This window comes from Pantoea agglomerans, from assembly GCF_021397715.1.
GTDB lineage: Bacteria > Pseudomonadota > Gammaproteobacteria > Enterobacterales > Enterobacteriaceae > Pantoea > Pantoea astica.
Map to the genome: position 1 here is coordinate 2199104 of NZ_CP090207.1, position 24131 is coordinate 2223234.

Below are 24131 nucleotides of genomic sequence, written 5' to 3' on the forward strand. Positions count from 1 at the left end.
TGGCGATCGACTGCTAAGCGAGTAAGACCATTGGCTTTGAGCGCCGCCAGTGGCATAGATAATTTTCAGCGGCACAGGAGCGGCAAAGCCCGATACAGTGCGCATGAGCTGGCCGAAAGAGAGCTGCGAAGCGCGTATTATCTGGCAGCACGGCTACAACCGGCAACGACGTCACGCCGTTTGAAATGAATGATGCAGGTCGCCAAACAAAGTTGCCGTTGCAGAAGAAGGTTTGTCGTAAGGCAAATCCGGCAGGATGTGTTGAAACAAAGGATGATGCTACAAGGCGTATTGATCGGGAAGTTCGTCGAAGAGAACGTTGTAGCGAACAAGACGTTAGCAAATAAATTTGGCAGCGCAGTACAGCGGAAAAAACAGCTGTCGTGGAGGCAGGCAGTTTATGCAGGGAACGCAGAATGAGAATCAGGTGTTAAAGGTGTATGGGCGTCGGATGAGTATGGCCAGGCGGCCATTCTGATAACTGAGGAAACCAGTCCGGATTCATGCTGAAAGCACAGTAAACAGCAAAATCAAGCGATGTCCGGGCATCATAATCGGAGGGTTATCTAAGGGCGCATAATGTATATTATGTTAAATAAGAGATTAACACGTCCTTATCTGGCTTAGCCACAGCGCTCACTTTTCCCCTTTCCTCTCTCTTCCCGATTTTATCATTCAACTATGAAGCCAGCGTTGGCGCATCGGCAATCAGTGATTTCACGTTCTTCCCTGTTTATGCGTTTCACTATTCAACCTGCTGCGTAACTCTTTTTGCTGTTGTTCGTCAGCACGACGTTTCCTGTCTCGTCTTATCCTGTCTACATTATTTTTCAAAGCGGCGGCTTTGATCGGCAACTCTTTCGTCCAGAAAGCCTGCGGCACATAGTAACTTTCAGGTTCCGCTTCAAATATCGCAGCCAGCTGTTCCAGAATAAGATGCAGGCTAATGTTGTGCCCGACCTGAACACGTATGCTTGCTTCCAGCATCGATATCCTGAAGAACTCATCGACATAAGCTTTCATCTCACGAAACCTGACTGCACACCTTTCCGTTTCATCATCCGGATCGGTAACAGCATCAAATTTTTCCAGCAAAAAGTACACGGCGGGAAGCATCATCGCTTTGATTCGGGCGACTTCTATCTCCGGATTACGTTTTAACTCGCTAAGGTTGCTCAGCCTGGCACGGATACAGGCGATCGGGTTGATAACTCTGATCAGTTCATGTGACTCCGCCGATGTGGCGCTATCCTGCTCTATCATAAACCTTTCGGTATTTAGCAGCAGTTTATCGCCAGAAAAGTCTGTGTAGCTGAATCCTGATGGGAAATCGATAACATCCACGGTGTTTGGGCGTTGGGGATCGTCCGGGTCGGCAAAGAAACGACCATCAACTTCTTTTATCTGTTTTGTCTCCGGGTCTACCAAAGCAAATCTTGCCAGTGACGGCGGCTGTCCGTGCTCATTCATGTTCGGATCAACACCAAGAGCCGCAGCTATTGCCGCAACATCATGGCGCCGTGCGGAATAATCGACATCCACAGAAGTCACAAGGCGAGCATCTGGCAGAGCACCTCTGTACAGCTCCCGGTAATAGGAAACCCAGTACTGAATGGCTTGTCCGCCAACGGTTATTACGGGATCAGATAGAGTACTGGCTTTATCAATCAACTGCTTATTGAGGATATAGGCTTGTTCAAAAGGCGGGATGACAGGATCATGAGGCATAAAAAACCCTCTGCTGGAAGAGGGTTTATTTTACATTATCGGGCAGCATCAGGAAAACTGACGACATGCTTAGATGAAAGCTTACAGGATTTGCTGTAGCGCGATTTCTCCGCGGGTTTATAACCGAGTTCACCCCGGACAACAGCTGCCGCTTTTTCATCATAACGCTTGTGTTGTGCTTGTTTGATGTCAGATGGAGACATTTTAAGAAACCCGATAGCCTTTAGTAGACGACGCTTCAAATTTATACCCTTTCGTCTTCCCATTCCAGTTTTTCGAACCACAAAGTCTCGTCTGCCGTTTAATTTATCCTTACCCGGCACAGGACGGGTAAAGATAAAAACTAATAATTAATCAGACCAGCTACCGATATGATTTCAGGGTTGTGAACAGGTTAATCCCTCAATAGTTTTATCTTTCAAAATCAAGGAGTAACCTACCTTTCCTCTTATTGCTCGCTGACACGCCGACAATCCGGGCGGCATCATCACTACCGCCCGGCTCCCTTATTTCAGATGCGATCGCAGCGCTTCACCGGCCTGGTTGATGGCCGTTCTGACGGTGGGTTCCTGGCTCAGTGCGTTCAGCAAACCGTAATCATGGATCATGCCGTTATAGCGTGTCACGGTAACCGGCACGCCTGCCGCATCCAGTTTCCGGCCAAAGGCTTCACCCTCATCACGTAACACATCCAGCTCAGCGGTCTGAATCAATGTTGGCGGCAATCCTTTCAGCTGCCCGGTGGTTGCACGCAGCGGCGATGCCAGGATGTTATTACGATCTTTCTCTGATGTGGTGTAGTTATCCCAGAACCACTTCATCATATTCTTCGTCAGGAAATGTCCGTCGGCAAACTGATCATAAGAAGCGGTATCAAAACGCGCGTCGGTAACCGGCCACAGCATCACATCATAACGAATGGCTGGGGTTTTAAACTGCTTCGCCTGCAAGGCAACGGCAGCCACCATATTTCCGCCGACGCTGTTACCGACCAGCGCCAGACGTTTACCGTCCACGCCAATTTCAGCGCCATGTTCGGCCACCCATTTTGTAGCTTCATAAGCCTGCGTAATCGCCACCGGGAAATGTGCTTCTGGCGACGGGTCATAATTAACAAATACGGCTGCCGCGCCGGAGGCATTCACCATGTCACGGACAAGACGTTCATGGGTCGGGAAATCACCCAGTACCCAGCCACCGCCGTGGAAGAACATAAACACCGGCAACGTCGCGCTGGCATTCTCAGGTTTTACGATGGTCAGCGTCAGTGGCTTGCCCAGTACCGTAATGATCTTTTGTGAAACCTCTGCCGGCGGCAGTTCAGCGCCCTTTTGTGCCCCGGTCAGTACCGCACGGGCCTCTTTGACGGAGAGCTGCTCAATCGGCTTGCCGCCTCCGCTGTTGAGCGCCGTCAGAAAAGCGGCGACGCCAGCGGTCGGTTGCGGGCTATTTTCAGTGGGTGCTGCAAAGGCGGTACTCATCTGGCTGGCTAATAACAGTGCGCTGGCGGTCAGTTTCATGTTCATTATGGCTTTCCTTTAATTTGCTATTAAGTAGTGTGCTATCTGGTTGACGCAACAATGCCACGCCGCACTTTGGTTGTAAACTATTAAATAGCGCGCTATTTAAAAGACAAGTTTACCCTGCACATCATCTTTCGTCGTTTATAGCGTAGTCTGCCGCCATCTGTGTCGATTACCCACCATTTTCACCCTTCCAGGGAGCAATAAAAAAATAAAAAAAGCCATCCGGCTCGCTTTTCTTACTGTATGGCGGATGAAGACCGCACTTTGTCAGATGATTGTTAGTTGAAAGAGTAAATGCATGATGTAACTAAAATCACTTATGACCACAATTTCTGACCGCTCCACCTCAGAAATTTCACATTTTCCGCCGCAAAATATCGCTTTGCGGTTATCCACCCTACTATTGCTGCAAATAAACCCCGTCAATAAAGGAAACATTGATGAAAACCTCACATGCTTTGATCGCAACTGTACTTCTGGCCACTGGCATTTCTGCTTCTGCTGTTGCTGCACAACCCGCGGCGGCTAAAAATCCGTTAAGCGTCCACGTCCTGAACCTGCAAACCGGCCAGCCGACCGCTGGCATTGAAGTGGAACTGGATCAGAAACAGCAGGATAACTGGGTGAAACTGGCCACTGGCGTCACCGACAATAATGGTCGCATCAGCGCCCTGTTCCCGCAGGATAAAATGGCCAGCGCTGGCAGCTATCGCGTCGTGTTCAAAACCGGTGACTTCTATAAGAAGAACAACCAGAAAACGTTCTTCCCGGAGATCCCGGTTGAGTTCAACATGGATGCCAACGGCGAGCACTACCACATTCCGTTGCTGCTGAGCCCGTTCGGTTACTCGACCTATCGCGGTAACTAAGATTCTGAATGAATCCGGCGCGCCTGCGTGCCGGATTGCCCTTCTCCCGCGACCCGCCGCGGAGCCAGTCAATAAACACCCGCAACCGATGCGTAACGTGTCGATTCTGAGGATAGACCAGATGAAACGGATAACCCGCTGGTCGCCAGTCAGGCAAAATTTCCACCATCTCACCCTGCTGTAAAAACGCCCCAAGGCGTTTGTCGATGGCGGCATGGCGCAGGTATGATCGTCAGCCCGCAAATAACCGCAAAGTTCGGCGCAGTTCGCCGGTTCTCTGCGGTTATTCGCCTTATCTCACCGCTTAGTCTGTCATCTGCGGCCCGACTCAACGCGGCAAAAATCCACCGCCAACCCGCGCGCTGACATAAAATGTCACCTTGCGCCGCACCCGATCCGCCCAATCGCCCGCTATAGTTATTCCCTGTCACGTTAGTCATAAAACCATGGAGATAACATGAGCCAACTTTTTTCACCTGTCTCACTGGGCGAACTTACCCTGGATAACCGCATTGTGATTGCACCGATGTGCCAGTATTCAGCCGATTCCGGCAACGCGTCCGCCTGGCACCGTATTCACCTTGGTCAGCTGGCCTTTTCCGGTGCCGGCTTGTTGATTATTGAAGCCACCGCCGTCGAAGATATCGGCCGTATCTCTCCCGGCGATTTAGGACTGTGGAACGATGACAATGAAGCGGCGCTGAAATCCGTGCTGGAGGATGTGCGCCGTTACTCCTCAATTCCGATTGGCATTCAGCTGGGACACGCCGGACGCAAAGCGTCATGCGCGGTGCCGTGGGAAGGCGGCAAACAGATAGCGCCTGATGCCCCCGAGGGCTGGCAAACCGTCGCGCCTTCAGCGCTGAGCTACAGCGAAAATGAAGCCAGACCGCTGGCGATGGATCGTGATGCGCTGGAGCGGGTTAAACAAGCCTTTGTCGACAGCGCCCGTCGGGCAGTGAAACTGGGCATAGAGCTGATTGAGGTACACGGCGCACACGGCTATCTGCTGCATCAGTTCCTCTCACCGCTGTCGAACCAGCGCAGCGATGAGTATGGCGGCTCACTGGAAAACCGGATGCGCTTCCCGCTGGAAGTGTTCCAGGCGGTGCGTGATGCGGTACCGGCGTCAATTCCGGTCGGCGTGCGCATCTCGGCAACAGATTGGGTAGAGGGCGGCTGGGAAGTGAATCAGTCGATCGCGTTCTCCCGCGAGCTGGAAGCGCGCAACTGCGCCTATATTCACGTCTCCAGCGGTGGCCTGTCGGAGAAGCAAAAAATCAGCGTCGGCCCGAATTACCAGGTGCCGTTTGCCCGCGATATCCGTGAGCAGGTCTCGATTCCGGTGATTGCGGTCGGCCTGATTACGGAGCCCCAGCAGGCGGAAGATCTGCTGCAACAGGGCGAAGCCGATCTGGTGGCGCTGGCGCGCGGTATTCTCTACGATCCACGCTGGCCGTGGCACGCAGCGGCTGCGCTGGACGGTAAAGTCCGGGTTCCGCCACAGTATCTGCGTTCAGAACCGCACGATGTTAAAGGCATTCTGACCCGCGACGAATAAGCTCATCGGCAGGCCGCGTCGCTGCGGCCTGCCAGCCTGACGGCGTACTAAAGAATACCCTTCAGCCGCAGATGCTGCAGCAGCATGATGGTTTTGGCATCCATGATTTCACCGTCCGTAATCGCCTGCAGCGCCTGGTCAAAATCCATCTCCAGTACCTCAATATCCTCGCCCTCTTCTGCGATACCGCCGCCTTCACCGCTGCGCTGCTGATCTGCATATTCAGCAATAAAGAAATAGAGCTTTTCCGTGACCGATCCGGGGCTCATAAAGGCTTCAAACACCTTCTCCACCCGCGTGACGCGAAAACCGGTCTCCTCTTCGGCTTCGGCGACAATGCGCGCCTCCGGCGAGGCGTTATCCAGTAACCCCGCCGCCGCTTCAATCAGAAAGCCGTGGTGACCGTTAAGGTAGATGGGGAAACGGAACTGTCGCGTCAGCACGACCCGTTTTTTTTCACGGTTATACAGCAGGACCACCGCACCGTTGCCCCGATCATAGGCTTCCCGGCTCTGCTCCTGCCACTGCCCATCACGTCGCAACAGCGAAAAGGTGTATTTCTTCAGGGTGTACCAGTTATCGGATAGCAACTGCTCGCTGATGATGCGCACTCGGTCAGAACTCTGCTGCATGGTGATCTCCTCGATGGGTGGACAGCGGTCAAGCTATCATGCACAATCGTGCAATATCAAGAAAAAACAGGCAACCATAACTATGCTCTCGGGACAACGTAAACAGGCGATCCTCGCCCTGCTTGCCAGCGAAAAACAGGTGCAGTCGGGCGATCTCAGCCAGCGGTTTGGCGTCTCGGAAGATTCCGTTCGCCGGGATTTACGGGAGCTGGCAGCCGAAGGATTGCTGCAGCGGGTTCATGGCGGCGCTCTGCCGGTTTCAGCGGCTCTGGCGGGTTTTGAAACACGCAAAAGCGTGCAAACTGATTCGAAACGCGCCATTGCGCAGAAAGCGGTAGCGCTGATTCAGCCGGGACAGATCGTCCTGATCGATGGCGGGACCACCAGCGCGGAACTGGTACGGCTGCTGCCCGCCACGCTGGATTTCACCGCCGTGACCCACAGCCCCAGCGTGGCGCTGACGCTGGCCGACCATCCGCGCGTCGAAGTGATTCTGATCGGCGGCCAACTCTATAAGCACTCGGTGGTGGCGGTCGGCGCAGCGATGCTGGAGTCGATCAACCGCATCAATGCCGACCTGTTTTTTATGGGTGTCACCGGTGTGCATCCGGCGGCAGGCTTTACCACCGGCAACTTTGAAGAGGCCACGGTAAAACGCGCGCTCGCTGGCCGGGCAGCGGAAACCGTGGTGATGGCCTCAGCGGAGAAGCTCAACTCCGCCTCCGCCTTTGCAATTGGCGATCTCTCGCTGGCCAGCACGCTGGTGGTCGATACGCCGCCGGGCGAGCCGCTGCAGCAGGCGCTGACTGCCCACGGCGTCACCCTTATCTGAGGGCGTAGCAGGCCTGCAAGGCCAGATGCGGCGCGGTGAGCGGTCGCTGGCTGACAGCAAACCGCTGCGCCACCGGCGTCATGGAACTTTGCGCCAGCGCCACCTGACCTGCGCCCTGTTGATAAGCCTGCTCTGCCGCGTCCGCAATCAGAGCAAAATAACGCGCATTATCCCCGGCTTTGAAGGCGGCCCAAGCACCGGCCACCAGCCGGACTTCAACCTCGCCGCCAGCCCGGCAAAACAGTGCCCGCGTCGCTTCAAGCGTCGATTCCGCTGCACAGAGCGCCACCGAGGGACCCTTATAACGCTGCAGCGCCTCGGCCAGCATTTTATCGCTGCGCAGCACCCAACCAGGCTGACCGGCAACGGCAAAGTCATCGGCGACCGGTGCCAGGGTTGAGCAGGTCATCACTATTGCCTCCATCTGCGGCAGCAAAGCCTCAATCAGCCGGGCAATCCGGGCGCGTAATTCCACGCTCATCCCGCCGCTACGCTCCGCCTCCGCCAGCCATTCCGGCATCACCAGATGGTTAAGCGGACGCGCAGTCACGCCCAGCGAGGCGGCAGCGTCATCGAAAATGGCGATATTACTGGCCGCAGTATGAAGACAGAGCAGATTCATGGTTCTCTCCGGGCAAGGCTAGCGGTGAATTAAGTAAGCAGCTTACAGACTTACCGCGTTTGTTCGCCCTGTCCAGCGCCTGAGGCGATCCGCTGACGTAAAAAGTCGATAAAGCCCCGTACCTTCTCCGGAACGTGACGGGTATCCGGGTAGACGGCATAGATGCCCTGCATCGGAAAGGTGTAGTCCGGCAGCAGATGACACAGGCTGCCGCGATCGATCGCCTCTCTCACCAGCCACGCCGGCAGCAGCGCGACCCCATTGCCCTGCAGCGCAAATGCCATCAGTGCCGCCGCGCTGTCCGCCGAAAACCGCACCGGCTGGGTTATCTCAAACGCTAACGGCTGACGGTCCGGACCGCTAAGCTGCCAGCGCAAGGGGTCGGCCAGCCGGTTATGCACAATCCAGTCGGCCTGCGCCAGCGCGCTCAGCGAGTCCAGCGGATGAGCGCTCAGCCATTCCGGCGAGGCGACCGGCAGTATCGCAAAACGATCCAGCAGCGCCGCCCGATGGGTGGAGTCCGCTAACCGGCCCAGTCGGATAGCCACATCAAAGCGTCCGGAAATCAGATCGTCGGTTGCGGTCGAGGCGACGTGCCGGATACGCAGATCGGGATGCCGTCGCTGAAAGGCGGTAAGCGCCGGAATAATCATCTGCACACCATATTCCGGCGTACTGGTGATATGCAGCTCACCGGTTAATCCGCGGTGATCGCGCTGCACATCGTCAAGCATTCCCTGCGCATCCTGCAGCAGCGTCACACTGCGCCGGTAAAAGGCTTCGCCTGCCCCGGTCAGCGCCAGCCGTCGGGTAGTGCGCAACAGCAGGCTCACGCCCAGCTCCGCTTCAAGCTGCCGCAGGCTGAAACTCACCGCCGCTTTCGTCTGGCCTAGCGAGGCAGCGGCGGCGGTAAAACTACCGCTCTCCACCACCGCCACAAACATCGCCACCCGCTGTAGATTGAGCATCGGCATCATCCTTATTGTCAAAAATGCTTTGACAGTATATCGCTGAATCCGGGGTTTATCTGACATTCTCTCGCGGCCAGACTGTGCGCATCGTTCCGGAGAGCCCACTTATGACCTATCGCAGTAAAGTTGCCACGGTATTCCTGCTCGGCTTTTTTATCGACCTGATCACCCTGTTTATCGGCAGCGTCGCCTATCCCACTATCGGACGCAGCCTGCATGCCTCGGTGGCCGAACTGGCCTGGGTGAGCAACGGCTATATTCTCGGGCTGACGTTAGTTATTCCTCTCAGCGCCTGGCTAAGCCAGCGTATTGGCGCCCGACGGGTATTTCTGATCTCCCTGTTGCTGTTCAGCTTCGCAACCGCCGGAGCGGCACTGGCACCCGGTCTGGCGGCGCTGATCGCCTGGCGGGTGATTCAGGGTATCGGCGGCGGCCTGATTATCCCGGTCGGCCAGGCGCTCACCTGGCGTCTCTATCCGCCCCGGCAACGGGCCAGGCTGTCGGCGGCGGTGATGCTGGTCGGTCTGTTAGCCCCGGCGTTATCACCCTCGCTGGGCGGCCTGCTGGTGACGACGCTGAGCTGGCGCGGCATCTTCATGGTCAGCCTGCCCGTCTCGCTGCTGACGCTGTTACTGGCGGCCTGCTGGATCAGATGCGAGCCACTGCCCTCAACCCGACCGCCGCTGCACGCGGCTGGCCTGCTCAGCGGCTGTGGTGCGCTGGCCGCCCTGCTACTGGGATTAACCTGGATCAGCGATCCGGCCCGGCGGCTGCAGGCGGTTGCGCTGCTGCTGACCGGTGGGCTGCTGGCTGCCCTGTTTATCCACAGTAGCCGTCGCCATGCCCATCCGTTGCTGCCGATGCATCCCGGTCAGCTGATGCGTTTCTCCATGTTGGTCTATCAGTGTGTGCCGGGAATGTTTATCGGCATCAGCCTGATCGCGATGTTCTATCTGCAGGCGCAGCTCGGGCTGACGCCGGTGGCGTGCGGTATGCTGATGCTGCCGTGGTCACTGGCTTCCGGACTGGCGATTTTGCTGACGGGTAAGCACTTCAATCATACCGGCCCACGTCCGCTGATCATCACGGGTTGTCTGCTTCAGGCTCTGGGAATTGTAGTGCTGGCGCAGGTCACCGCACCGTTTCCGCTGCCCGGGCTGATGCTGGCCTTTGCCCTGATGGGGGCTGGCGGCAGCCTGTGCAGCAGCACTGCGCAGAGCAGCGCGTTTCTTGAGACCGACGACGATGCGCTGCCGCACGCCAGCGCCCTGTGGACGGTTAACCGCCAGCTGAGCTTTTGCTTTGGCGTAGCGCTGCTGAGCCTGTTGCTTGATCTGCTCTCCGCCCATCTGGCGTTGCATCAGGCCTGGCGGCTGACCTTTTACAGCGCCGCGCTGATTAGCCTGCTGCCGATTCTGGCCAGTTTTGGTGTTGATAACCGCGCCATTGTCCGGCGTTTGTCCCCCTGCAAGGAGTCTGTATGAACCGTTATTTTCGCGAAGTTATCGACGCGCACCAGGCGATTGAAGCCTGGCTGAGTGAAGGCCGCGGCGACGCGCTGCTGAGCCGCTTTGATGCCGACTTTTCCATGATTACCCTGCGCGGCGTCGCTATTGATTATGCCGCGCTGAGCGCCATGTTCAGCAGCCAGCGCGCCGCCCGTCCCGGCCTGCAGATTACGCTCGATCAGCTGACCTTACTGGCGGAATGGCCGCAGGGCGCGGTGGTGTTATACCGTGAACATCACCACCAGCCAGGCCAGACGCCCATAGTCCGCTGGTCTAGCGTGCTGTTTACGCTGCAGGGTGAACAGCTGCTGTGGCGGCACCTGCACGAGACGCGCCAGCCAGAGTAGTCAGGGTTGCCAGGCGGCGTGCTGCAACACCACCCGATAGCCATCGGCATCAACAAAGGTTATTCCCTGCCGATCCCAGTACGGATTGAAGGCCGGCCGCCGCTGGAATCCCGCCTGATCCATCCGCTTACAGTGGGTCAGCCACTCTTCTCTGGCTGGAATATAGAGCACCAGCAGGTCGTCGTCGGAAACCTGCGGCGTCAGCGGATGCGCATCACAGCGGGTAAATTCCAGATGCCAGTTTAAATCGACCCGACCCAGCATCACGCCGCTGAATCCCTGATGCTGTTCAAACGCGCCAATCGGGCTGAGCGCCAGTCCGTGACAATACATACTGCTGCTTAGGTTCAGATCGGCCACCGGCCGCGCGATACGCAGGTGTTGAATATTCATCGCTTTCTCTCCTCAGGGTTTACTGTTATTTATCACAGCATTCCGATCTCCCCGTTACGCCGGGTGCGCAACCCTATCCTACAGAGGCTGAAAATGTTGCAGAGTGAACGATTGCTGTTACGGCCGGTGCGGCCTGAAGATGAAGCCGATCTGTTTCGGATTTATGGCGATCCCGCCACCAACACTTTTAATCCGGCTGGCCCGATGCGCGATCGCCAGCAGGCCCATAGCGAGCTGCGTAACTGGCTACAGGGCTGGCAGGATGACGGCTTCGGCCGCTGGGCGATTGCCCGTCAGGCGCAGCCCGATCACCCGATCGGTTTTGGCGGGCTGAGCCTGCACCTGCTGGATGAGCGCCGGATGAATAATCTGGGGTACCGCTTTGAAACCGCCGCCTGGGGCCAGGGATACGCCACGGAGTTTGCCCGCTTCACGGTCGATTATGGGTTTACCTTGCTGGGGCTAAGCACGATTGAGGCGCGGGTCAGACAGCATCATCAGGCGTCGATTAAGGTGCTGGAGAAAGCCGGCCTGCACTATGTCAGTGAGATTCAGGATGTCACCGGTGCTCCGCCGAGCCGCCTTTATGCCCTGTCACAGGCTGAGTGGCTGGCCCGGCGTTAATCCAGGCGCAATTTTTTCCAATATTCCCCTGGCCGGTTAGTGATGAACTCGGGTTTTCTTCCAACAGATAACAGGAAACTCCGATGCTGACCCGAACGCTTTACGTGACTTCACTCTCAGGCGGTGAAGCATGATGCCCTTTTCGAATGGTTTTCTGCTGAGCCTGTCGCTCTGTCTGGATATCGGTATCGCTAACATCGCGATGATCACCCTGGCGATGCAGCGTGGCTATTTCCAGGGGTTCTGGCTGGGGATCGGCACCTGTATCGGCGATCTGTTTTATGCTCTGCTGGCGCTCTCCGGCCTGGCGATGCTGCTGCAGTTTACTCCGGTACGCTGGGTGCTGTGGCTGGGCGGCAGCGCGATGCTGCTGTGGTTTGCGGTGAAAATGGCGATGGCCGCATGGCAACCCACCGCGCCGATTGCCTTTGAAAAAGCCGCGCCGCCGCGCCCGCTGCGACAGGAATTTTCCCGTGGCGTGCTGCTGGCGATCTCCTCGCCCAGTGCGATTTTGTGGTTTGCCACCGTTGGCGGCGCGCTGATTTCCCGCATCGGTCAGCAGAGCACTGGCACTTCCGTCGCCTTTCTCAGCGGTTTTTTTATTGCCGGTGTGATCTGGACCGGCGTTCTGTGCCTGGTCGGGCATCTGGGCGGCCGGACGCTGGGTCAGCGCTTACTGAAATATTGCGCCATCGCCTCGGCCATCATCTTCAGCTATTTCGCGATTATCGTGATCGTCTCTGGCTATCGGGAATTTATGCTGCGCTGACCGGTCTGCTGCGCGTAGTCGTGCGGCGTCACGCCCATCACTTTCCGAAACGCATTGATGAAATGGCTCTGATCGTAAAAGCCGAGTTCCAGCGCCGCCTCCAGCGGATGCACCCGATTGCGCAGCAGCTGACGGGCGCGATGCAGCCGCAGCTGCATGTGATATTGCAGCGGTGGCAGACCGGTATGGCGGGTAAAACAGCGCACCAGATGATACTTGCTGACGCCCGCCTGACTGGCCAGATCGTCCAGCGAAGGTTTGATCTCAGGCGTCGCCAGCAGCGCTTCTTTAACGAGGACCACCAGCCGATGCTCCGCCCGGTCGGCGGGCTGTTCAGGTTGCAGCAGTTCGCCACACAGCGACAGCAGCCGCTGTTGCTGATCCGCCAGGTCATCGTCGCGGCTCGCCCCGGCGAAGGCACACAAGGCGCTAAACAGACGAGGTTCATCCAGCACGCCTTCACGCAACGACGGAGCCTGATGGTGGCTGGTGAGGTTGTGCTGTGTTGCAAGGTTTTGCAGTAGCGCCTGCGGCAGATGCACGCTGATGAAGTTCACCTCCTGATGATCAAAGCGTGAGGCCTGCAGCGTGGCCGGATTATAAAGCGTGACCTGCCCGGCCTTCACCTCGGCGGTTTTGCCCGCCAGCCAGATCTGCTCAACGCCGGTCAGGTTAGCGCTGATCACATACTCGTCGTGCAGATGACGTGGAAACAGGGCGTCGCGGGCGCTGACCTGCGAGCATTCAATGCCGTTGAAACTGAACCAGGCCGAGGAGTGTAACGCCACGCTGTCGATCCTTTTGCAAGCGGATGTTTCTATCACGATGATTCATCACACCATTTTGCCGTGGCGAATGCAATTGCCGCCGCGCGCTGCATAACTCACGCCATCCCGAATCATTGCCGTTACCGCCCACAGCGCTAAACGCACACCGCCAGATGTCATCTACACTTTGTCGACGTTCACCCGGCAATGCACTGCGCATTGCCCCGCAATAAAAGGATGACAGCATGACTGAACACGCCAGCCAGAATCACGCATGGTTACTGGCTTCTCGCCCGCATGGCGAGCCGACCAAAGAGAATTTTCGCTATGTGGCGCAGCCCATCCCGGAACTGAAAGAAGGCGAAGTGCTGCTGCGCACCGTCTATCTTTCGCTCGACCCCTACATGCGTGGCCGGATGGATGAGGGAAAATCTTACGCCGCGCCCGCCGAGCTGGATCAGCCGATGGTCGGCGGTACCGTCTGTCAGGTCGCCGACTCAAAAAACAGTGACTTTAAGAGCGGTGACTGGGTGCTGGCGCAAAGCGGCTGGCAGGAATATGCCGTCTCGGATGGCAAAGAGATCGCGAAGCTGGGCAATGACCTGCCACATCCGTCATGGGCGCTGGGCATTCTCGGGATGCCGGGCTTTACCGCCTACATGGGGCTGATGGATATCGGTCAGCCGAAAGCGGGCGAAACCCTGGTCGTCGCGGCGGCCACCGGACCGGTCGGCGCAACCGTTGGCCAGTTGGGTAAACAGCAGGGCTGCCGGGTTGTGGGTGTCGCAGGCGGAGAAGAGAAATGCCGTTACGCGGTGGAAACGCTGGGCTTTGATGCCTGTCTCGATCACCACAGCGCCGATTTTGAACAGCAGCTGAAAAATGCCTGCCCGGATGGCATTGATATCTACTTCGAAAACGTTGGCGGTAAGGTGTTCGATGCGGTGTTCCCGCTGCTGAATACCGCGGCGCGCGTGCCGGTCTGTGGTCTGGTTTCCGCCTACAGCCAGCGCGAGCTGCCGGCTGGCCCGGACAGAACCTCGCTGATCATGGCGGGTATCCTGAAACGCCGCATTCGTATGCAGGGCTTTATCATCTTCCAGGATTACGGTGACCGCTATCCGGAGTTCCTTGAAGCGATGCGTCCGCTGGTGGAGAGTAAAAAGATCCACTATCGCGAGCATATGATTGAAGGGCTGGAGAATGCGCCACAGGCGTTTATTGATATGCTGAACGGCAAAAACTTCGGTAAGACCGTGGTGAAAGTCGCGTCCTGAGGTAAAGCGTGCAGCGTCACTGGCGCTGCACGCCCGCTAATCAGTGTGGCAGCCGCGAAACGTGCTCTGCCGCCGCCCGGTTCGCCTCACCCACCGCAGCCGCCAGCGTCGCCCCGTCGCTTAATTGCTGACACAACACTCCGACAAAGCAATCGCCCGCACCGTGCGTGCTGACCAGCGTCACTTTTTGCGCCGCCAGACTGCCGGTTTCGCCCGCCTCGCTATACGCCACGCCATGTTCGCCTGCCGTGACTACCACCCGCGCAAAGCGTCTGCTCAGCGCCTCGGCCGCAGCCCGCGCTGAAGCCAGATCCTGCACGCTGATCTGACACATATCACGCGCCTCAATCGCATTCACCACCAGCAGATCAATACAGCTCTCGAACGCCGCCGACAGCGTTCTGGCCGGCGCGGCATTAACGCACACCGCTATGCCGCGTGCCCTGGCCGCCTGCGCCGCCCGCAGATTGACCGCTTCCGGCACCTCATTTTGCAGCACCAGCATCGTCACGTCCTGCCAGAAGGCGGGCTGCTCAAAAGCCGACAGCGCAATGTGCTGATTGGCGTTAGAGACCACTACCGCGCCATAATCGCCTTCGGCATCGGTAATCGCCACGCTCATGCCCGACGGCAGATGATCAATGATGGTAACGGCGGCGCAATCCACACCCGCCTGAAGCAGATGATCGCGCAGAAAGTGGCCCTGTGGATCGCTGCCCACTGCCCCGGCAAAGCGCACCGTTGCGCCCGCGCGGGCCGCGGCCACCGCCTGATTGCCGCCCTTGCCGCCAAACTTATAGTGACAGGCAGTGCCCATCACCGTTTCGCCTTTCTCCGGACGATGGGGCGCGTCCAGCATAATGTCATAATGAAGACTGCCGGTGACTGCAATTTTGCTCATAGCTAAAATTCCCGCAGATCCTGAACCGCATGCTGGGTTTTCATCAGGTTTTTTTCCGCCCGCTTTAAATCTTTTTTCGCGATAGCGACAAACAGCGCATCCAGAATATTGAGCTGGGCGATGCGTGACGCGGCGTTTTCCCCTAACAGATGCGATCCCTGAGACGTTGAATTGAGGACCACATGCGCGCTGCGGGCAATCGGCGATTCGGCATAGTTGGTAATGGCGATCACCTTCGCGCCATTCCGTCCCGCCAGTTTTACCGGATCGTTCACCGCGCGCGTGGCACCCGAATGACTGATAGCGATAACCACATCGTCATCAGATAACACCGCGGCTGACATCAGCATAATATGGGCGTCATCGTAGGCCGTCGACTTAATGCCAATCTTCAGCATCTTGTGCGAAAGATCGCGCGCAACGGCGGCCGAACCGCCTACGGCATAAAGATCGATATGCCGTGCTTTATAGATAATGTCTGCCGCGCGATTAAATTCAGAGACATCCAGAATCGATAAGGTTTCTTCGATCGCCTGAATAGAGGTTCTGAATACTTTTGCCAGCAATTGTTCCGACGAGTCATCCGGCTCAATTTCCGCATGCAATCCCGCCACCTCAGACTGGTTGTAATAAATCAGGCTGCTTCTGAAATGCCGGAAACCGGTGAAGTTAAGTTTTTTAGTGATCTTAACAATCATCGCTTCAGAGACATTATTCTCTCCGGCAATCTCTTTTAATGACGACTGCTCGGTAATATCGGTTCTGGCGATAATCGCCTCAACAACACGGCGTTCTAACGGCGTCAGCTGGGGCAAACGCATACGAATCTGAGCACCAATGGCTCGCGGATCTTGCTTCATTACTTGCCTCGGGTCGCCCGGTCAATCAACATCGCTATGATAATAATAAGGCCGGTAGCGAGCAATTGGTAAAAGGCCTGAATGTTCAGTAAGGTCAAGCCATTACGTAACGCACCGAGGATAATCACCCCAATAAGCGTGCCGAATATGCTGCCTTTGCCGCCCATCAATGAGGCGCCGCCAATCGCCGCCGCCGCGATGGCATCCAGCTCCCACAGGTTACCAATGGTCGGCTCGGCTGCACCCAGTCGGCCAATCAGGATCAGCGATGCCAGTGACGCCAGCAGGCCGGAGAAGATATAGACCGTCACTTTGGTGCGCTTCACCGGGACACCGGCAACCCGCGCCGCCTCTTCATTACCGCCAATTGCCAGAATATATTCCCCCAGCGGGGTTTTATTCATCACAGTCCACAGCAGCAGCGCAATCACCGCCACAATCACAATCGGCGTCGGGATACCGAACAGCGTGCTGTTGATCAGGCTGCGAAATTCCAGCGGAATACCAAAGATCGGATTGCCGCCGGTGTAGATCAACGCAATGGCGCGGAACAGTGACAGGCCGCCCAGCGTGACGATAAAAGGTTGCAGGCCCGCATAGGCAATCAGGGTGCCGCTGAACAGACCACACAGCGCCCCCACGCCCAGCGTGGCGAGGATCGCCAGCGGCACCGGTACGCCCGACACCATCAGGGTTGCGCCGAGCACCGCCGATAGCGCCGCGCTCGGACCAACCGAGAGATCGATACCGCCGGAAATAATCACCAGCGTCATCCCCAGCGCAATTAAGGCGTTAATTGAGGACTGTTGCAGAATATTCAGCAGATTCGGCAGGGTAAAAAAGACCGGCGACAGAAATGAAAATGTCACCACGATGATTAATAATCCAATTAAGGTGCCGGCATCGCGCAGATTAAATTTCAGCAGCGCGGGCGTGCGTACACCCGCCGGCGTGGTGGTCTGAGTCATCATAGTTATAACCTTTAATAGAGTCCGATAAGAGGTCAGGCGGTCTGGTCAATCTCTTTAATGGCAAAGCGGGCAATATTCTCTTCGGTGATCGCGCTACCGGTTAACTCCTGGGTAATTCGCCCTTCGCGCATCACCAGCACCCGGTCGGAGATCCGCATGATTTCGGTCATTTCGGATGAGACCACCACAATGGCCTTGCCTGCCTGGGCCAGTTTTTCAATTAAGTGATAAATTTCAGACTTGGCGCCAATATCGATACCGCGCGTTGGCTCATCAAACAGAAACACCCTGGCGTCGGCGGCTACCCAGCGGCCAATAATGACCTTTTGCTGATTCCCGCCGCTCAGCGTGCCGATGCTTTTTTCGATATCCAGCGGGCGCAGTTTCAGATCGCCCATCACCGTCTGCGCTTTGCGGTTCAGCCGCACCTGACTGAGCAGGCCGCCGAAGGTGAAATGGTGCATCGAAGGCAGCGCCATATTCATCTTCACCGCCCGTTCCTTAATGATGCCCTCTTTTTTCCGGTCTTCCGGAACCAGACCGATGCCCGCTTTAATGGCGGCCCGCACGTTGTGATTTTTCACGGCGGTGCCGTTCACGCTCACCGTGCCGCTGGTGCGCTTGTCGATACCGGCAATCAGTTTCAGCAGCTCGGTACGACCTGCACCGACCAGACCGGCAATACCCAGCACTTCACCGGCCCGCACGCTGAAGTTCGCCGCCACCACCTCATTGCCACGTCCGAGGTTCTCTACCCGCAGCACCTCGCGGTCACTGACGAAGGCCTGGTGATCGAGTTTGTCGATCTTACGCCCGACCATTTTGGCAACGATGCTCTCTTCATTCTCATCACAGATATTGACCACCCCAACCTGCCTGCCATCGCGCATGATGGTGGCGCGGTCACAGACCCGGAAAATCTCATTCATCTTATGTGATACGTAGATCAGTGAGACGCCGGTCGATTTCAGATCGGCAATCAGCTCCGCCAGCCGGTCAAATTCGGTTGGCGTCAGGCTGGAGGTCGGCTCATCCATCGCGATGATTTTGGCGTCATCGAGCAGCGCCCGGGCGATTTCAACGATCTGCTGCTGCGACACCTTGAGATTCTTAATCGGTGTGTTGGGATCGATACTCGGGTCCAGCGTTTTCAGGATCAGCGTGGCCCGCGCCAGCTGGGCCGATTTATCCACCCAGCAGCCACCGGCTCGGGTCAGCGGGCGACCGAGAAACATATTCTGCGCCACCGAGAGTTCCGGAACGTGCTGTAACTCCTGATGAATCATCGCAATACCGGCGTGACGGGCGCTGAGTGGATTCTTCATCTGCACCGGCTGACCGTTAACGCTGATTTCGCCACTGTCCGCCGCCCGCACGCCAGAGAGGATGTTCAGCAGCGTCGATTTCCCGGCGCCGTTCTCACCAATCAGGGCATGAACTTCGCCAGGCCGCACTGAAAAATCGACGCTCTGCAGCGCGGCGGCGTTGCCGTAGGTTTTACTGATGCCACGCATCATTAAACGATTCTGTTCCATACGCGCTCCGCCTGACTTATTGCTGGGTCAGTAACTGACGCAACCGGCTGTTGTCTTTGGTCGAAAAGGCCTCGACGTTCTCTTTGGTGATCAGCGCCTGCGGCGTCGAGATCACCCGCGAGAGTTTCTGGCCGTTAATCAGCCGAATCATCACGTCCATCGCCACTTCGCCGGTCAGCACCGGGAAACTGTCCACCGTGCCGGTCAGCTCACCGCGCTTGATCGAGGCGTACGCATCGGAGATACCGTCGGTGCCAAACACCGCCACCTGTGCCGCTTTGTTCTGCGCCCGCACCGCTTCCACCACGCCGAGCGCCATGGTGTCGTTGTTGGCGTAGAAACCAATCAGGTCCGGATGCTGTTGCAGAATGGTCGAGGCGGCGTTAAAGGCCTGCTCGCGGCTCCAGTTGGCCGGTACGCTGGCGGCAAGGGTGAATTTGCCGTTGGCCTGCAAGGTCTCTTTAAAGCCACGGGTACGCTGTCCGGCGGCATAGACGCCCGGCTGCCCTTCGATCACCGCCACTTTGCCGCCCTGTGGATGGTGTTCAATGAACCATTTCGCTACCCGCACGCCGTTGTCTTTCTGCACGTTACCGACGTAGTAGCGCGCGTTGGGCATCACCGCATCGTTGACGTTAACCACCGGGATATTCTTGCTGTTAGCCGTTTCCAGCGCCGGCTCCAGGTTGATGTCGGTCTGCGGGGAAACCAGCAGGCCGTTAAAGCCCTGGGAGATCAGGGTTTCGGCGATCGACAGCTGACCCAGCTGATCATCTTCATTGGCTGCCGCCTGATACGCAACGGTGAAGCCATATTTTTTCGCCACGTTCTGATAACCCTGGCCGAGGGAGCGCCAGTATTCATTGGTCAGGGTTTTCGATACCCCACCAATCTTCAGCGTCTTGTCCACTTTTGGCAGAGCGCCATATTTAGTATCAAGCTGGGTCCAGTCAGTGCGATCCGGTTCGGTGTCGGACTGCAGCGGTGCCAGTTCCGCCGCATAGGCGGTGCTGCACAGCAGTGAGGAAGTAATGACGGCAAGCAGGAGTTTCTTCATACGATGACCTTTCTTCTCTGGGTGTTGGGTAGAGGTTTTTTTATTTTTTACCGGCGGTGTGACCGTTAGCGTGCCAGCATGATGTCATTAACGATCTGTTGTGAAGCCACCGCATCCTGACGATCGATTGCCGCCTGTAATGCTGCGTTGTCATCCAGTTGCTCACACAATTTCAGTAAACGGGTGACGGTGGCGATATTGCTTTCCGCTTCCCGAATCGGGTCGAGTCCGCTGGCGTCCGGGAAGGTATCGAAGTAGTACGCACCGCTGTAGCCGTCACGCTGCATCTGCCAGAGAAACTCCAGCGTGGCGCGCGGATTCACCGAGCCCACCATCAGCCCGTCATCGCGTTTACCCCAGCCGTCGTTCAGATCGAGCCCCAGCAAACGGGAACGGCGCGCCACCATCGCCGCGGCATAAGCCGGGATCTCATTGGCAAACAGTACGTGGGCGAAGTCGAGCGTAATGCCGAGGTTGGGAGAGCCCGCTTCCTCCACCGCCAGCAGACAGGTCGTGGCGTTAGGGAAAATGCTGTAAGCACGCGGCTCGTTGGGTTTGTATTCAATGCTGACGTCGACGTCGGGCGCATAGTCCGCCACTTCACGCACCGCACTGACCGCGTCTTCCCACATCTTTTTGTAATTCGCCTGGAAGCAGTAATCGAATCCATCCTGCCCCATCCACAGCGTCATCAGCCGTGAGCCAAACTCCCGGCCGGTATCAATGCCGCGCTTAGTCAGCTCGATTGCTTCACGACGGACTTTCGCATCGGGATGGGTAAAGGCACCGATTTTGAACTGTGGGGCATCCCAGCGCATCTGCATCCCATTGACCGCCAGACCGGCATCAGCAATCGCCTGACGCAGCGTGGCTATGTCGCAGGTAAGGTGCTGCGGGAAATTGAGATCGAGATGGGTCAAGCCTTTAACCTTACCGGCGCGGGCAATCATCTGCAGTACCGACGGTTTGCCCTGCAAATCGGGCCAGTAAAGATGAGCGCCCGAGGCGAAGGAGTTAAGACGGGTGGCAAATTTCAGTTCGGACATGAGGATCAATCCTTCAGATAGCGACTTGTGATGTACTTTCCGTATTCACGATTATTTGTGAAGTTATACATTAATCTACTCTCTGTGCTCGGGCGCGCAAGCATCTCCCGGCGGGATAATCGTCAAACTGAGAGAGCCATCACGAAATAGTTTCGCGATGTTATTAAGTCAGATGCGGAGAGAAATCACAGGAAAGCATGAAGAAACAAGGCGTTAAGCGGGAAGGTCCGGCGAAGCGGCGAAGAGAAAAACGGGGGAAAGAAAATCAGGAAAGCTGGGCGCCAGCCACTGGCGCTCAGCCTGTCAGGTTACTTCAGTCGGAAAGCGACCACGCTGTCGCCCGCCGTGGTGCCGAGCGAACCGTGTCCGCCCGCGGCAATCACCACATACTGCTTACCATCTTTACCCATGAAGGTAGATGGCGTGGCCTGTGCGCCTGCGCTCAGTTCGGTCTGCCACAGCAGCTCACCGGTGGTGCTGTCATAGGCACGGAAGAAGTTATCCGCCGTCGCCCCGTGGAACACCAGATCGCCCGCAGTCAGTAACGGACCGCCGTGTGCCACCATCCCCATCGGGAAACCGATCGGGAAACGGCCCGGCAGGAAGCTGGTTTTCAGGTTTTTGGTGTTACCCACCCGACGCAGCCATTCGGTTTTACCGGTTTTCAGATCGACACCCACCATGCGTCCCCACGGTGGCGCGATGCACGGAATGCCCAGGCCGGAAGCCAGCTGCTGGATGTGAATCGCATAGTCGCCGTGGAAGTTTTCATTCCAGTACGGCGTGCCGTCCTTGCTGAAGGTACGCTGGGTTTCGGTTTCCGGCGTGCGCTTGATCAGGTTGTATTTGTAAGCCAGACGGACCGGCGCAGCAATCAGCATCTGACGCTGCGGATCGACGGCCACTGAGCCCCAGTTGAAGACCCCGATGTTGCCCGGGAAAATCAGCGAGCCTTTCTCAGTTGGCGGCGTCCACGGGTTACCGTCGTAACGCAGCTCACGGAAACTGGCCCGGCAGCTCATCTGGTCAAACGGCGTGATCCCCCACATCGACTTTTCGGTCAGCGGCTGCGGAATGAAGTTCAGGCTGGAGACCGGCTGAGTGGCGGCATACTGCTCGCCTTTGATGCCGTCAGTGGAAACCTTAACCTGCTCCACCGGATAGACCGGTTCGCCGGTCAGACGGTTCAGCACAAACAGGTTGCCGGTTTTGGTCGGCAGGATCACCGCCGGTTGTGACTTGCCCTGATAGTCGATATCAATCAGCGAAGGCTGTGAAGGGTTATCCCGATCCCACAGGTCGTGGTTCGAACTCTGATAACGCCATTTGAAGGCACCGGTTTTCAGATCCAGCGCCACCAGCGCATCGCGGAACTTCTCGGTGTTGCTATTGGGATCGCGTTCGATGCCGACTTCATCCGGCGAAGCGTTGCCAAACGGCACATAGACCAGACCATTTTTCAGGTCAGCACTCAGGGTCGCCCAGGCTACCGGCGTATCCTGCGGATAGGTGGCGGCCGCATCAACCGGTGCGGTATTGGCCGGATTAGCCGGATCGAAGTTCCACACCAGGCGACCGGTGATCGCATCGTAGGCACGGATCACGCCAGATGGGTTGCCGGTGTTGAAACCGTTATCCATCACCGAGCCGCCAACAATCACCAGATTGCCTGCCACCAGCGGTGCCGCAGTCTGCATCAGCGCATGGGGACGCAGCTCGCCCATGTTGGCGCGCAGGTCCACCACGCCGTTGTCACCGAAGTCGGCGCAGGCTTTACCGGTATCGGCATCCAGCGCAATCAGACGGGCATCGGTGGTGGCGTTGAAGATACGCTTGCGGCAGATCGCCGGCTGGGTGCTGCTCTGCTGCTGCGCCTGCTGACCGGCGTCGAAGTAGCTGACGCCACGACAGGTCTGGTGCTGCTGCAGATAGGAGCGGTTTTTATCCGGCGCAGTTTTCCACTTCACCGCACCGGTTTCCGGATCGAGCGCATGCACTTCGTTATGCGGCGTACAGAAGTAGAGCATCCCGTTGGCTTTCAGCGGCGTCGCTTCAAAGGTGTACTCGGTGGCATCATCACTCTGACGCAGATCGCCGGTATGATAGGTCCACGCCACTTCCAGATCTTTCACGTTATCTTTGGTGATCTGATTCAGCGCCGAGAAGCGCTGGCCGTCAGGGGTTCCGCCGTAAGCGCTCCACTCGTCTGCCGCGCCGTTGCTGGCTGCCGGCGTCCGGGCGTTATTGATGGTGCCCTGCTGAGGGATCGGATCGTAGAAACAGAGGCCGATCACCAGCACGACCATCAGCGCAACCGTACCGCCGAGGAAGGGATGGAAGCGGCGCTGCCCCTGATAGAGTGGACGAACCACCCACGGCAGGGCCAGCCAGACGCCCAGCACGCCAAACAGGTCACCGCGCGGGATCCACTGCCACTTATCGAAGCCCACTTCCCAGATAATCCAGAACAGGGTGATCCACATCAGCAGCGCATAGAGCGTCAGCGCGCTGCGCTTGTTCATAAACAGCAGGATAGCGCTGAGCAGAACGCCCACGCCGATCAGCGCATAGAATGCACTGCCTCCCACCAGCAGGAGTTGTCCTCCCATGTAAATCAGGGCGATAGCAAATATCGCCATGATTACACTGGTAATTTTGTTAATCATGATCCATCCTCGGGTCATTAGCGGCGGTAGAAAATCAAATTTGAAAACATAAAATCAACGGGATTTTAACTAACGTAAGAAATATGTAAAAACATGTTGAAAGGTAAGACATTAGGCTGACTTATTAATCTCACACTCTGTGATAGCGTAACGGCTGCTTTTTTTACTTTCCGAAGCGGTAAAACCGCGACATTCATCACAAAAAATTAATCATTGGGCAAAACAGACCGCACCTTTTGTTCAAAGGTGAAGATTAAACAGACAAATTTTGCTTCAGCAACTCCGGTCCGGGGGCGATACGGCGCAGAAGAGGAATGTCAAAAAATAGTAATCAGTGGAGTGCCGTGTGGTGGCTATAAATCTTATGCCGCGGCGGGAATATCCAATGCGGGATTTACGCATTGCAAAATAAAGCTGAAAAATAATTCATTAGCACAACCGGTTAGCCCTGTGCGATTAGTCTTAATTAATCTCACCCCGACATTTTACAATACACAATCTTTTTACAAGCCATCCCGTAATCCCGAAAAAATATTAACTACCCTGTTAATTAAACCGCGCAAAAACGCTTTAAGATATTCCTCAGCTTGGCAGCTAATTATGATGTGATATAAATAGAAACACATCCCCCCTTCTTCTCTGCGGGCGCAGCAGGCTTTGCGTGGCAGG

General features: G+C 56.8%; 23 protein-coding genes and 1 pseudogene. 8 read left to right on the plus strand and 16 right to left on the minus strand.

The features are described 5' to 3' along the window. Positions 1-717: 717 nt before the first annotated feature. From LZU96_RS10445 to LZU96_RS10455, 3 genes are all read right to left on the minus strand, one after another. Positions 718-1728 carry a hypothetical protein gene (locus tag LZU96_RS10445; protein ID WP_233984292.1) on the minus strand — a complete coding sequence of 337 codons (1011 nt, stop codon included), beginning with the start codon at positions 1726-1728 and terminating at the stop codon, positions 718-720. Between the two features lie 35 nt (positions 1729-1763). Then, positions 1764-1970, minus strand: a complete 207-nt coding sequence (locus LZU96_RS10450) for a hypothetical protein (RefSeq protein WP_233984293.1) — start codon at positions 1968-1970, stop codon at positions 1764-1766. 264 nt (positions 1971-2234) lie between these two features. Continuing rightward, positions 2235-3254, minus strand: a complete 1020-nt coding sequence (locus LZU96_RS10455) for an alpha/beta hydrolase (RefSeq protein ID WP_233984294.1) — start codon at positions 3252-3254, stop codon at positions 2235-2237. A 440-nt stretch (positions 3255-3694) separates the two neighbouring features. On the opposite strand from LZU96_RS10455, the gene uraH reads away from it, so the two are divergent. Beyond that, positions 3695-4123: a hydroxyisourate hydrolase gene (gene uraH / locus LZU96_RS10460; protein WP_233984295.1), complete on the plus strand. Its 429-nt coding sequence runs from the start codon at positions 3695-3697 to the stop codon at positions 4121-4123. Positions 4124-4184: 61 nt separating this feature from the next. Here the strand turns inward: uraH and LZU96_RS23590 are convergent. Next, a pseudogene (locus LZU96_RS23590) lies at positions 4185-4313 on the minus strand (LysR family transcriptional regulator); the annotation flags it as partial. A gap of 267 nt (positions 4314-4580) precedes the next feature. Between LZU96_RS23590 and LZU96_RS10465 the strand changes: the two are divergent. Further along, a complete protein-coding gene (locus LZU96_RS10465) occupies positions 4581-5684 on the plus strand; it encodes an NADH:flavin oxidoreductase/NADH oxidase (RefSeq protein WP_233984296.1) in 1104 nt (367 codons plus the stop codon). Positions 5685-5731: 47 nt separating this feature from the next. On the opposite strand, the gene LZU96_RS10470 is transcribed toward LZU96_RS10465, so the two are convergent. After that, positions 5732-6316 (minus strand): NUDIX domain-containing protein, encoded by a 585-nt coding sequence (locus LZU96_RS10470; RefSeq protein ID WP_233984297.1) that lies wholly within the window; start codon positions 6314-6316, stop codon positions 5732-5734. A gap of 82 nt (positions 6317-6398) precedes the next feature. Between LZU96_RS10470 and LZU96_RS10475 the strand changes: the two genes are divergently transcribed. After that, on the plus strand, positions 6399-7148 hold the full coding sequence (locus LZU96_RS10475; RefSeq protein WP_233984298.1) for a DeoR/GlpR family DNA-binding transcription regulator: 750 nt from the start codon (positions 6399-6401) through the stop codon (positions 7146-7148). Here LZU96_RS10475 and LZU96_RS10480 read toward each other — a convergent pair. Beyond that, positions 7141-7770 carry a glutamate racemase gene (locus LZU96_RS10480; protein ID WP_409520420.1) on the minus strand — a complete coding sequence of 210 codons (630 nt, stop codon included), beginning with the start codon at positions 7768-7770 and terminating at the stop codon, positions 7141-7143. The genes LZU96_RS10475 and LZU96_RS10480 overlap by 8 nt on opposite strands. A 50-nt stretch (positions 7771-7820) precedes the next feature. Continuing rightward, the gene (locus LZU96_RS10485) at positions 7821-8738 is read right to left on the minus strand and encodes a LysR family transcriptional regulator (RefSeq protein WP_233984299.1); all 918 of its coding nucleotides are present in this window, start codon (positions 8736-8738) and stop codon (positions 7821-7823) included. 110 nt (positions 8739-8848) lie between these two features. Here LZU96_RS10485 and LZU96_RS10490 point away from each other — a divergent pair, with 110 nt between their 5' ends. Both LZU96_RS10490 and LZU96_RS10495 read left to right on the plus strand, forming a co-directional pair. Then, positions 8849-10225 carry an MFS transporter gene (locus LZU96_RS10490; RefSeq protein ID WP_233984300.1) on the plus strand — a complete coding sequence of 459 codons (1377 nt, stop codon included), beginning with the start codon at positions 8849-8851 and terminating at the stop codon, positions 10223-10225. After that, on the plus strand, positions 10222-10596 hold the full coding sequence (locus LZU96_RS10495) for a DUF4440 domain-containing protein (RefSeq protein WP_233984301.1): 375 nt from the start codon (positions 10222-10224) through the stop codon (positions 10594-10596). The genes LZU96_RS10490 and LZU96_RS10495 overlap by 4 nt, the downstream gene beginning before the upstream one ends. Here the strand turns inward: LZU96_RS10495 and LZU96_RS10500 are convergent, their stop codons facing one another. Continuing rightward, on the minus strand, positions 10597-10989 hold the full coding sequence (locus LZU96_RS10500) for a VOC family protein (protein WP_233984302.1): 393 nt from the start codon (positions 10987-10989) through the stop codon (positions 10597-10599). Between the two features lie 93 nt (positions 10990-11082). Here LZU96_RS10500 and LZU96_RS10505 point away from each other — a divergent pair, with 93 nt between their 5' ends. Beyond that, positions 11083-11613, plus strand: a complete 531-nt coding sequence (locus tag LZU96_RS10505; RefSeq protein WP_233984303.1) for a GNAT family N-acetyltransferase — start codon at positions 11083-11085, stop codon at positions 11611-11613. A gap of 130 nt (positions 11614-11743) precedes the next feature. After that, positions 11744-12382, plus strand: a complete 639-nt coding sequence (locus LZU96_RS10510) for a LysE family translocator (RefSeq protein WP_233984304.1) — start codon at positions 11744-11746, stop codon at positions 12380-12382. Here the strand turns inward: LZU96_RS10510 and LZU96_RS10515 are convergent. Continuing rightward, complete coding sequence (locus tag LZU96_RS10515; protein ID WP_233984305.1) at positions 12358-13170, minus strand: AraC family transcriptional regulator; 813 nt, start codon at positions 13168-13170, stop codon at positions 12358-12360. The two genes, LZU96_RS10510 and LZU96_RS10515, sit on opposite strands and share 25 nt — an antisense overlap. 224 nt (positions 13171-13394) lie before the next feature. Here LZU96_RS10515 and LZU96_RS10520 point away from each other — a divergent pair, with 224 nt between their 5' ends. Continuing rightward, positions 13395-14426, plus strand: coding sequence for an NADP-dependent oxidoreductase (locus tag LZU96_RS10520; protein ID WP_233984306.1), 1032 nt, complete (start codon positions 13395-13397; stop codon positions 14424-14426). Between the two features lie 40 nt (positions 14427-14466). Here the strand turns inward: LZU96_RS10520 and LZU96_RS10525 are convergent, their stop codons facing one another. The 7 genes from LZU96_RS10525 to LZU96_RS10555 form a co-directional block, all read right to left on the minus strand. Next, positions 14467-15327, minus strand: a complete 861-nt coding sequence (locus LZU96_RS10525) for a PfkB family carbohydrate kinase (RefSeq protein ID WP_233984307.1) — start codon at positions 15325-15327, stop codon at positions 14467-14469. A 2-nt stretch (positions 15328-15329) separates the two neighbouring features. After that, the gene (locus LZU96_RS10530; RefSeq protein ID WP_233984308.1) at positions 15330-16187 is read right to left on the minus strand and encodes a MurR/RpiR family transcriptional regulator; all 858 of its coding nucleotides are present in this window, start codon (positions 16185-16187) and stop codon (positions 15330-15332) included. After that, the gene (locus LZU96_RS10535) at positions 16187-17158 is read right to left on the minus strand and encodes an ABC transporter permease (protein ID WP_233984309.1); all 972 of its coding nucleotides are present in this window, start codon (positions 17156-17158) and stop codon (positions 16187-16189) included. Before LZU96_RS10535 ends, LZU96_RS10530 begins: the two co-directional genes overlap by 1 nt. A gap of 32 nt (positions 17159-17190) precedes the next feature. Further along, positions 17191-18693: a sugar ABC transporter ATP-binding protein gene (locus LZU96_RS10540; protein ID WP_233984310.1), complete on the minus strand. Its 1503-nt coding sequence runs from the start codon at positions 18691-18693 to the stop codon at positions 17191-17193. Positions 18694-18709: 16 nt separating this feature from the next. Beyond that, a complete protein-coding gene (locus LZU96_RS10545; RefSeq protein ID WP_233984311.1) occupies positions 18710-19750 on the minus strand; it encodes a substrate-binding domain-containing protein in 1041 nt (346 codons plus the stop codon). A 65-nt stretch (positions 19751-19815) separates the two neighbouring features. Beyond that, positions 19816-20796: a TIM barrel protein gene (locus LZU96_RS10550; RefSeq protein ID WP_233984312.1), complete on the minus strand. Its 981-nt coding sequence runs from the start codon at positions 20794-20796 to the stop codon at positions 19816-19818. Positions 20797-21104: 308 nt separating this feature from the next. Then, the gene (locus LZU96_RS10555) at positions 21105-23462 is read right to left on the minus strand and encodes a membrane-bound PQQ-dependent dehydrogenase, glucose/quinate/shikimate family (protein ID WP_233984313.1); all 2358 of its coding nucleotides are present in this window, start codon (positions 23460-23462) and stop codon (positions 21105-21107) included. Between the last annotated feature and the right edge of the window lie 669 nt (positions 23463-24131).

What these genes read in the sequence shown, in the direction of transcription:
- uraH (WP_233984295.1), top strand. Translation starts at nt 3,695, where the DNA reads ATGAAAACCTCACATGCTTTGATCGCAACTGTACTTCTGGCCACTGGC.
- LZU96_RS10525 (WP_233984307.1), bottom strand. Translation starts at nt 15,327, where the DNA reads ATGAGCAAAATTGCAGTCACCGGCAGTCTTCATTATGACATTATGCTG.
- LZU96_RS10510 (WP_233984304.1), top strand. Translation starts at nt 11,744, where the DNA reads ATGATGCCCTTTTCGAATGGTTTTCTGCTGAGCCTGTCGCTCTGTCTG.
- LZU96_RS10535 (WP_233984309.1), bottom strand. Translation starts at nt 17,158, where the DNA reads ATGATGACTCAGACCACCACGCCGGCGGGTGTACGCACGCCCGCGCTG.
- LZU96_RS10490 (WP_233984300.1), top strand. Translation starts at nt 8,849, where the DNA reads ATGACCTATCGCAGTAAAGTTGCCACGGTATTCCTGCTCGGCTTTTTT.
- LZU96_RS10520 (WP_233984306.1), top strand. Translation starts at nt 13,395, where the DNA reads ATGACTGAACACGCCAGCCAGAATCACGCATGGTTACTGGCTTCTCGC.
- LZU96_RS10445 (WP_233984292.1), bottom strand. Translation starts at nt 1,728, where the DNA reads ATGCCTCATGATCCTGTCATCCCGCCTTTTGAACAAGCCTATATCCTC.
- LZU96_RS10495 (WP_233984301.1), top strand. Translation starts at nt 10,222, where the DNA reads ATGAACCGTTATTTTCGCGAAGTTATCGACGCGCACCAGGCGATTGAA.
- LZU96_RS10485 (WP_233984299.1), bottom strand. Translation starts at nt 8,738, where the DNA reads ATGCTCAATCTACAGCGGGTGGCGATGTTTGTGGCGGTGGTGGAGAGC.
- LZU96_RS10480 (WP_409520420.1), bottom strand. Translation starts at nt 7,770, where the DNA reads ATGAATCTGCTCTGTCTTCATACTGCGGCCAGTAATATCGCCATTTTC.
- LZU96_RS10500 (WP_233984302.1), bottom strand. Translation starts at nt 10,989, where the DNA reads ATGAATATTCAACACCTGCGTATCGCGCGGCCGGTGGCCGATCTGAAC.
- LZU96_RS10550 (WP_233984312.1), bottom strand. Translation starts at nt 20,796, where the DNA reads ATGTCCGAACTGAAATTTGCCACCCGTCTTAACTCCTTCGCCTCGGGC.
- LZU96_RS10470 (WP_233984297.1), bottom strand. Translation starts at nt 6,316, where the DNA reads ATGCAGCAGAGTTCTGACCGAGTGCGCATCATCAGCGAGCAGTTGCTA.
- LZU96_RS10475 (WP_233984298.1), top strand. Translation starts at nt 6,399, where the DNA reads ATGCTCTCGGGACAACGTAAACAGGCGATCCTCGCCCTGCTTGCCAGC.
- LZU96_RS10465 (WP_233984296.1), top strand. Translation starts at nt 4,581, where the DNA reads ATGAGCCAACTTTTTTCACCTGTCTCACTGGGCGAACTTACCCTGGAT.
- LZU96_RS10455 (WP_233984294.1), bottom strand. Translation starts at nt 3,254, where the DNA reads ATGAACATGAAACTGACCGCCAGCGCACTGTTATTAGCCAGCCAGATG.
- LZU96_RS10545 (WP_233984311.1), bottom strand. Translation starts at nt 19,750, where the DNA reads ATGAAGAAACTCCTGCTTGCCGTCATTACTTCCTCACTGCTGTGCAGC.
- LZU96_RS10505 (WP_233984303.1), top strand. Translation starts at nt 11,083, where the DNA reads ATGTTGCAGAGTGAACGATTGCTGTTACGGCCGGTGCGGCCTGAAGAT.
- LZU96_RS10530 (WP_233984308.1), bottom strand. Translation starts at nt 16,187, where the DNA reads ATGAAGCAAGATCCGCGAGCCATTGGTGCTCAGATTCGTATGCGTTTG.
- LZU96_RS10555 (WP_233984313.1), bottom strand. Translation starts at nt 23,462, where the DNA reads ATGATTAACAAAATTACCAGTGTAATCATGGCGATATTTGCTATCGCC.
- LZU96_RS10540 (WP_233984310.1), bottom strand. Translation starts at nt 18,693, where the DNA reads ATGGAACAGAATCGTTTAATGATGCGTGGCATCAGTAAAACCTACGGC.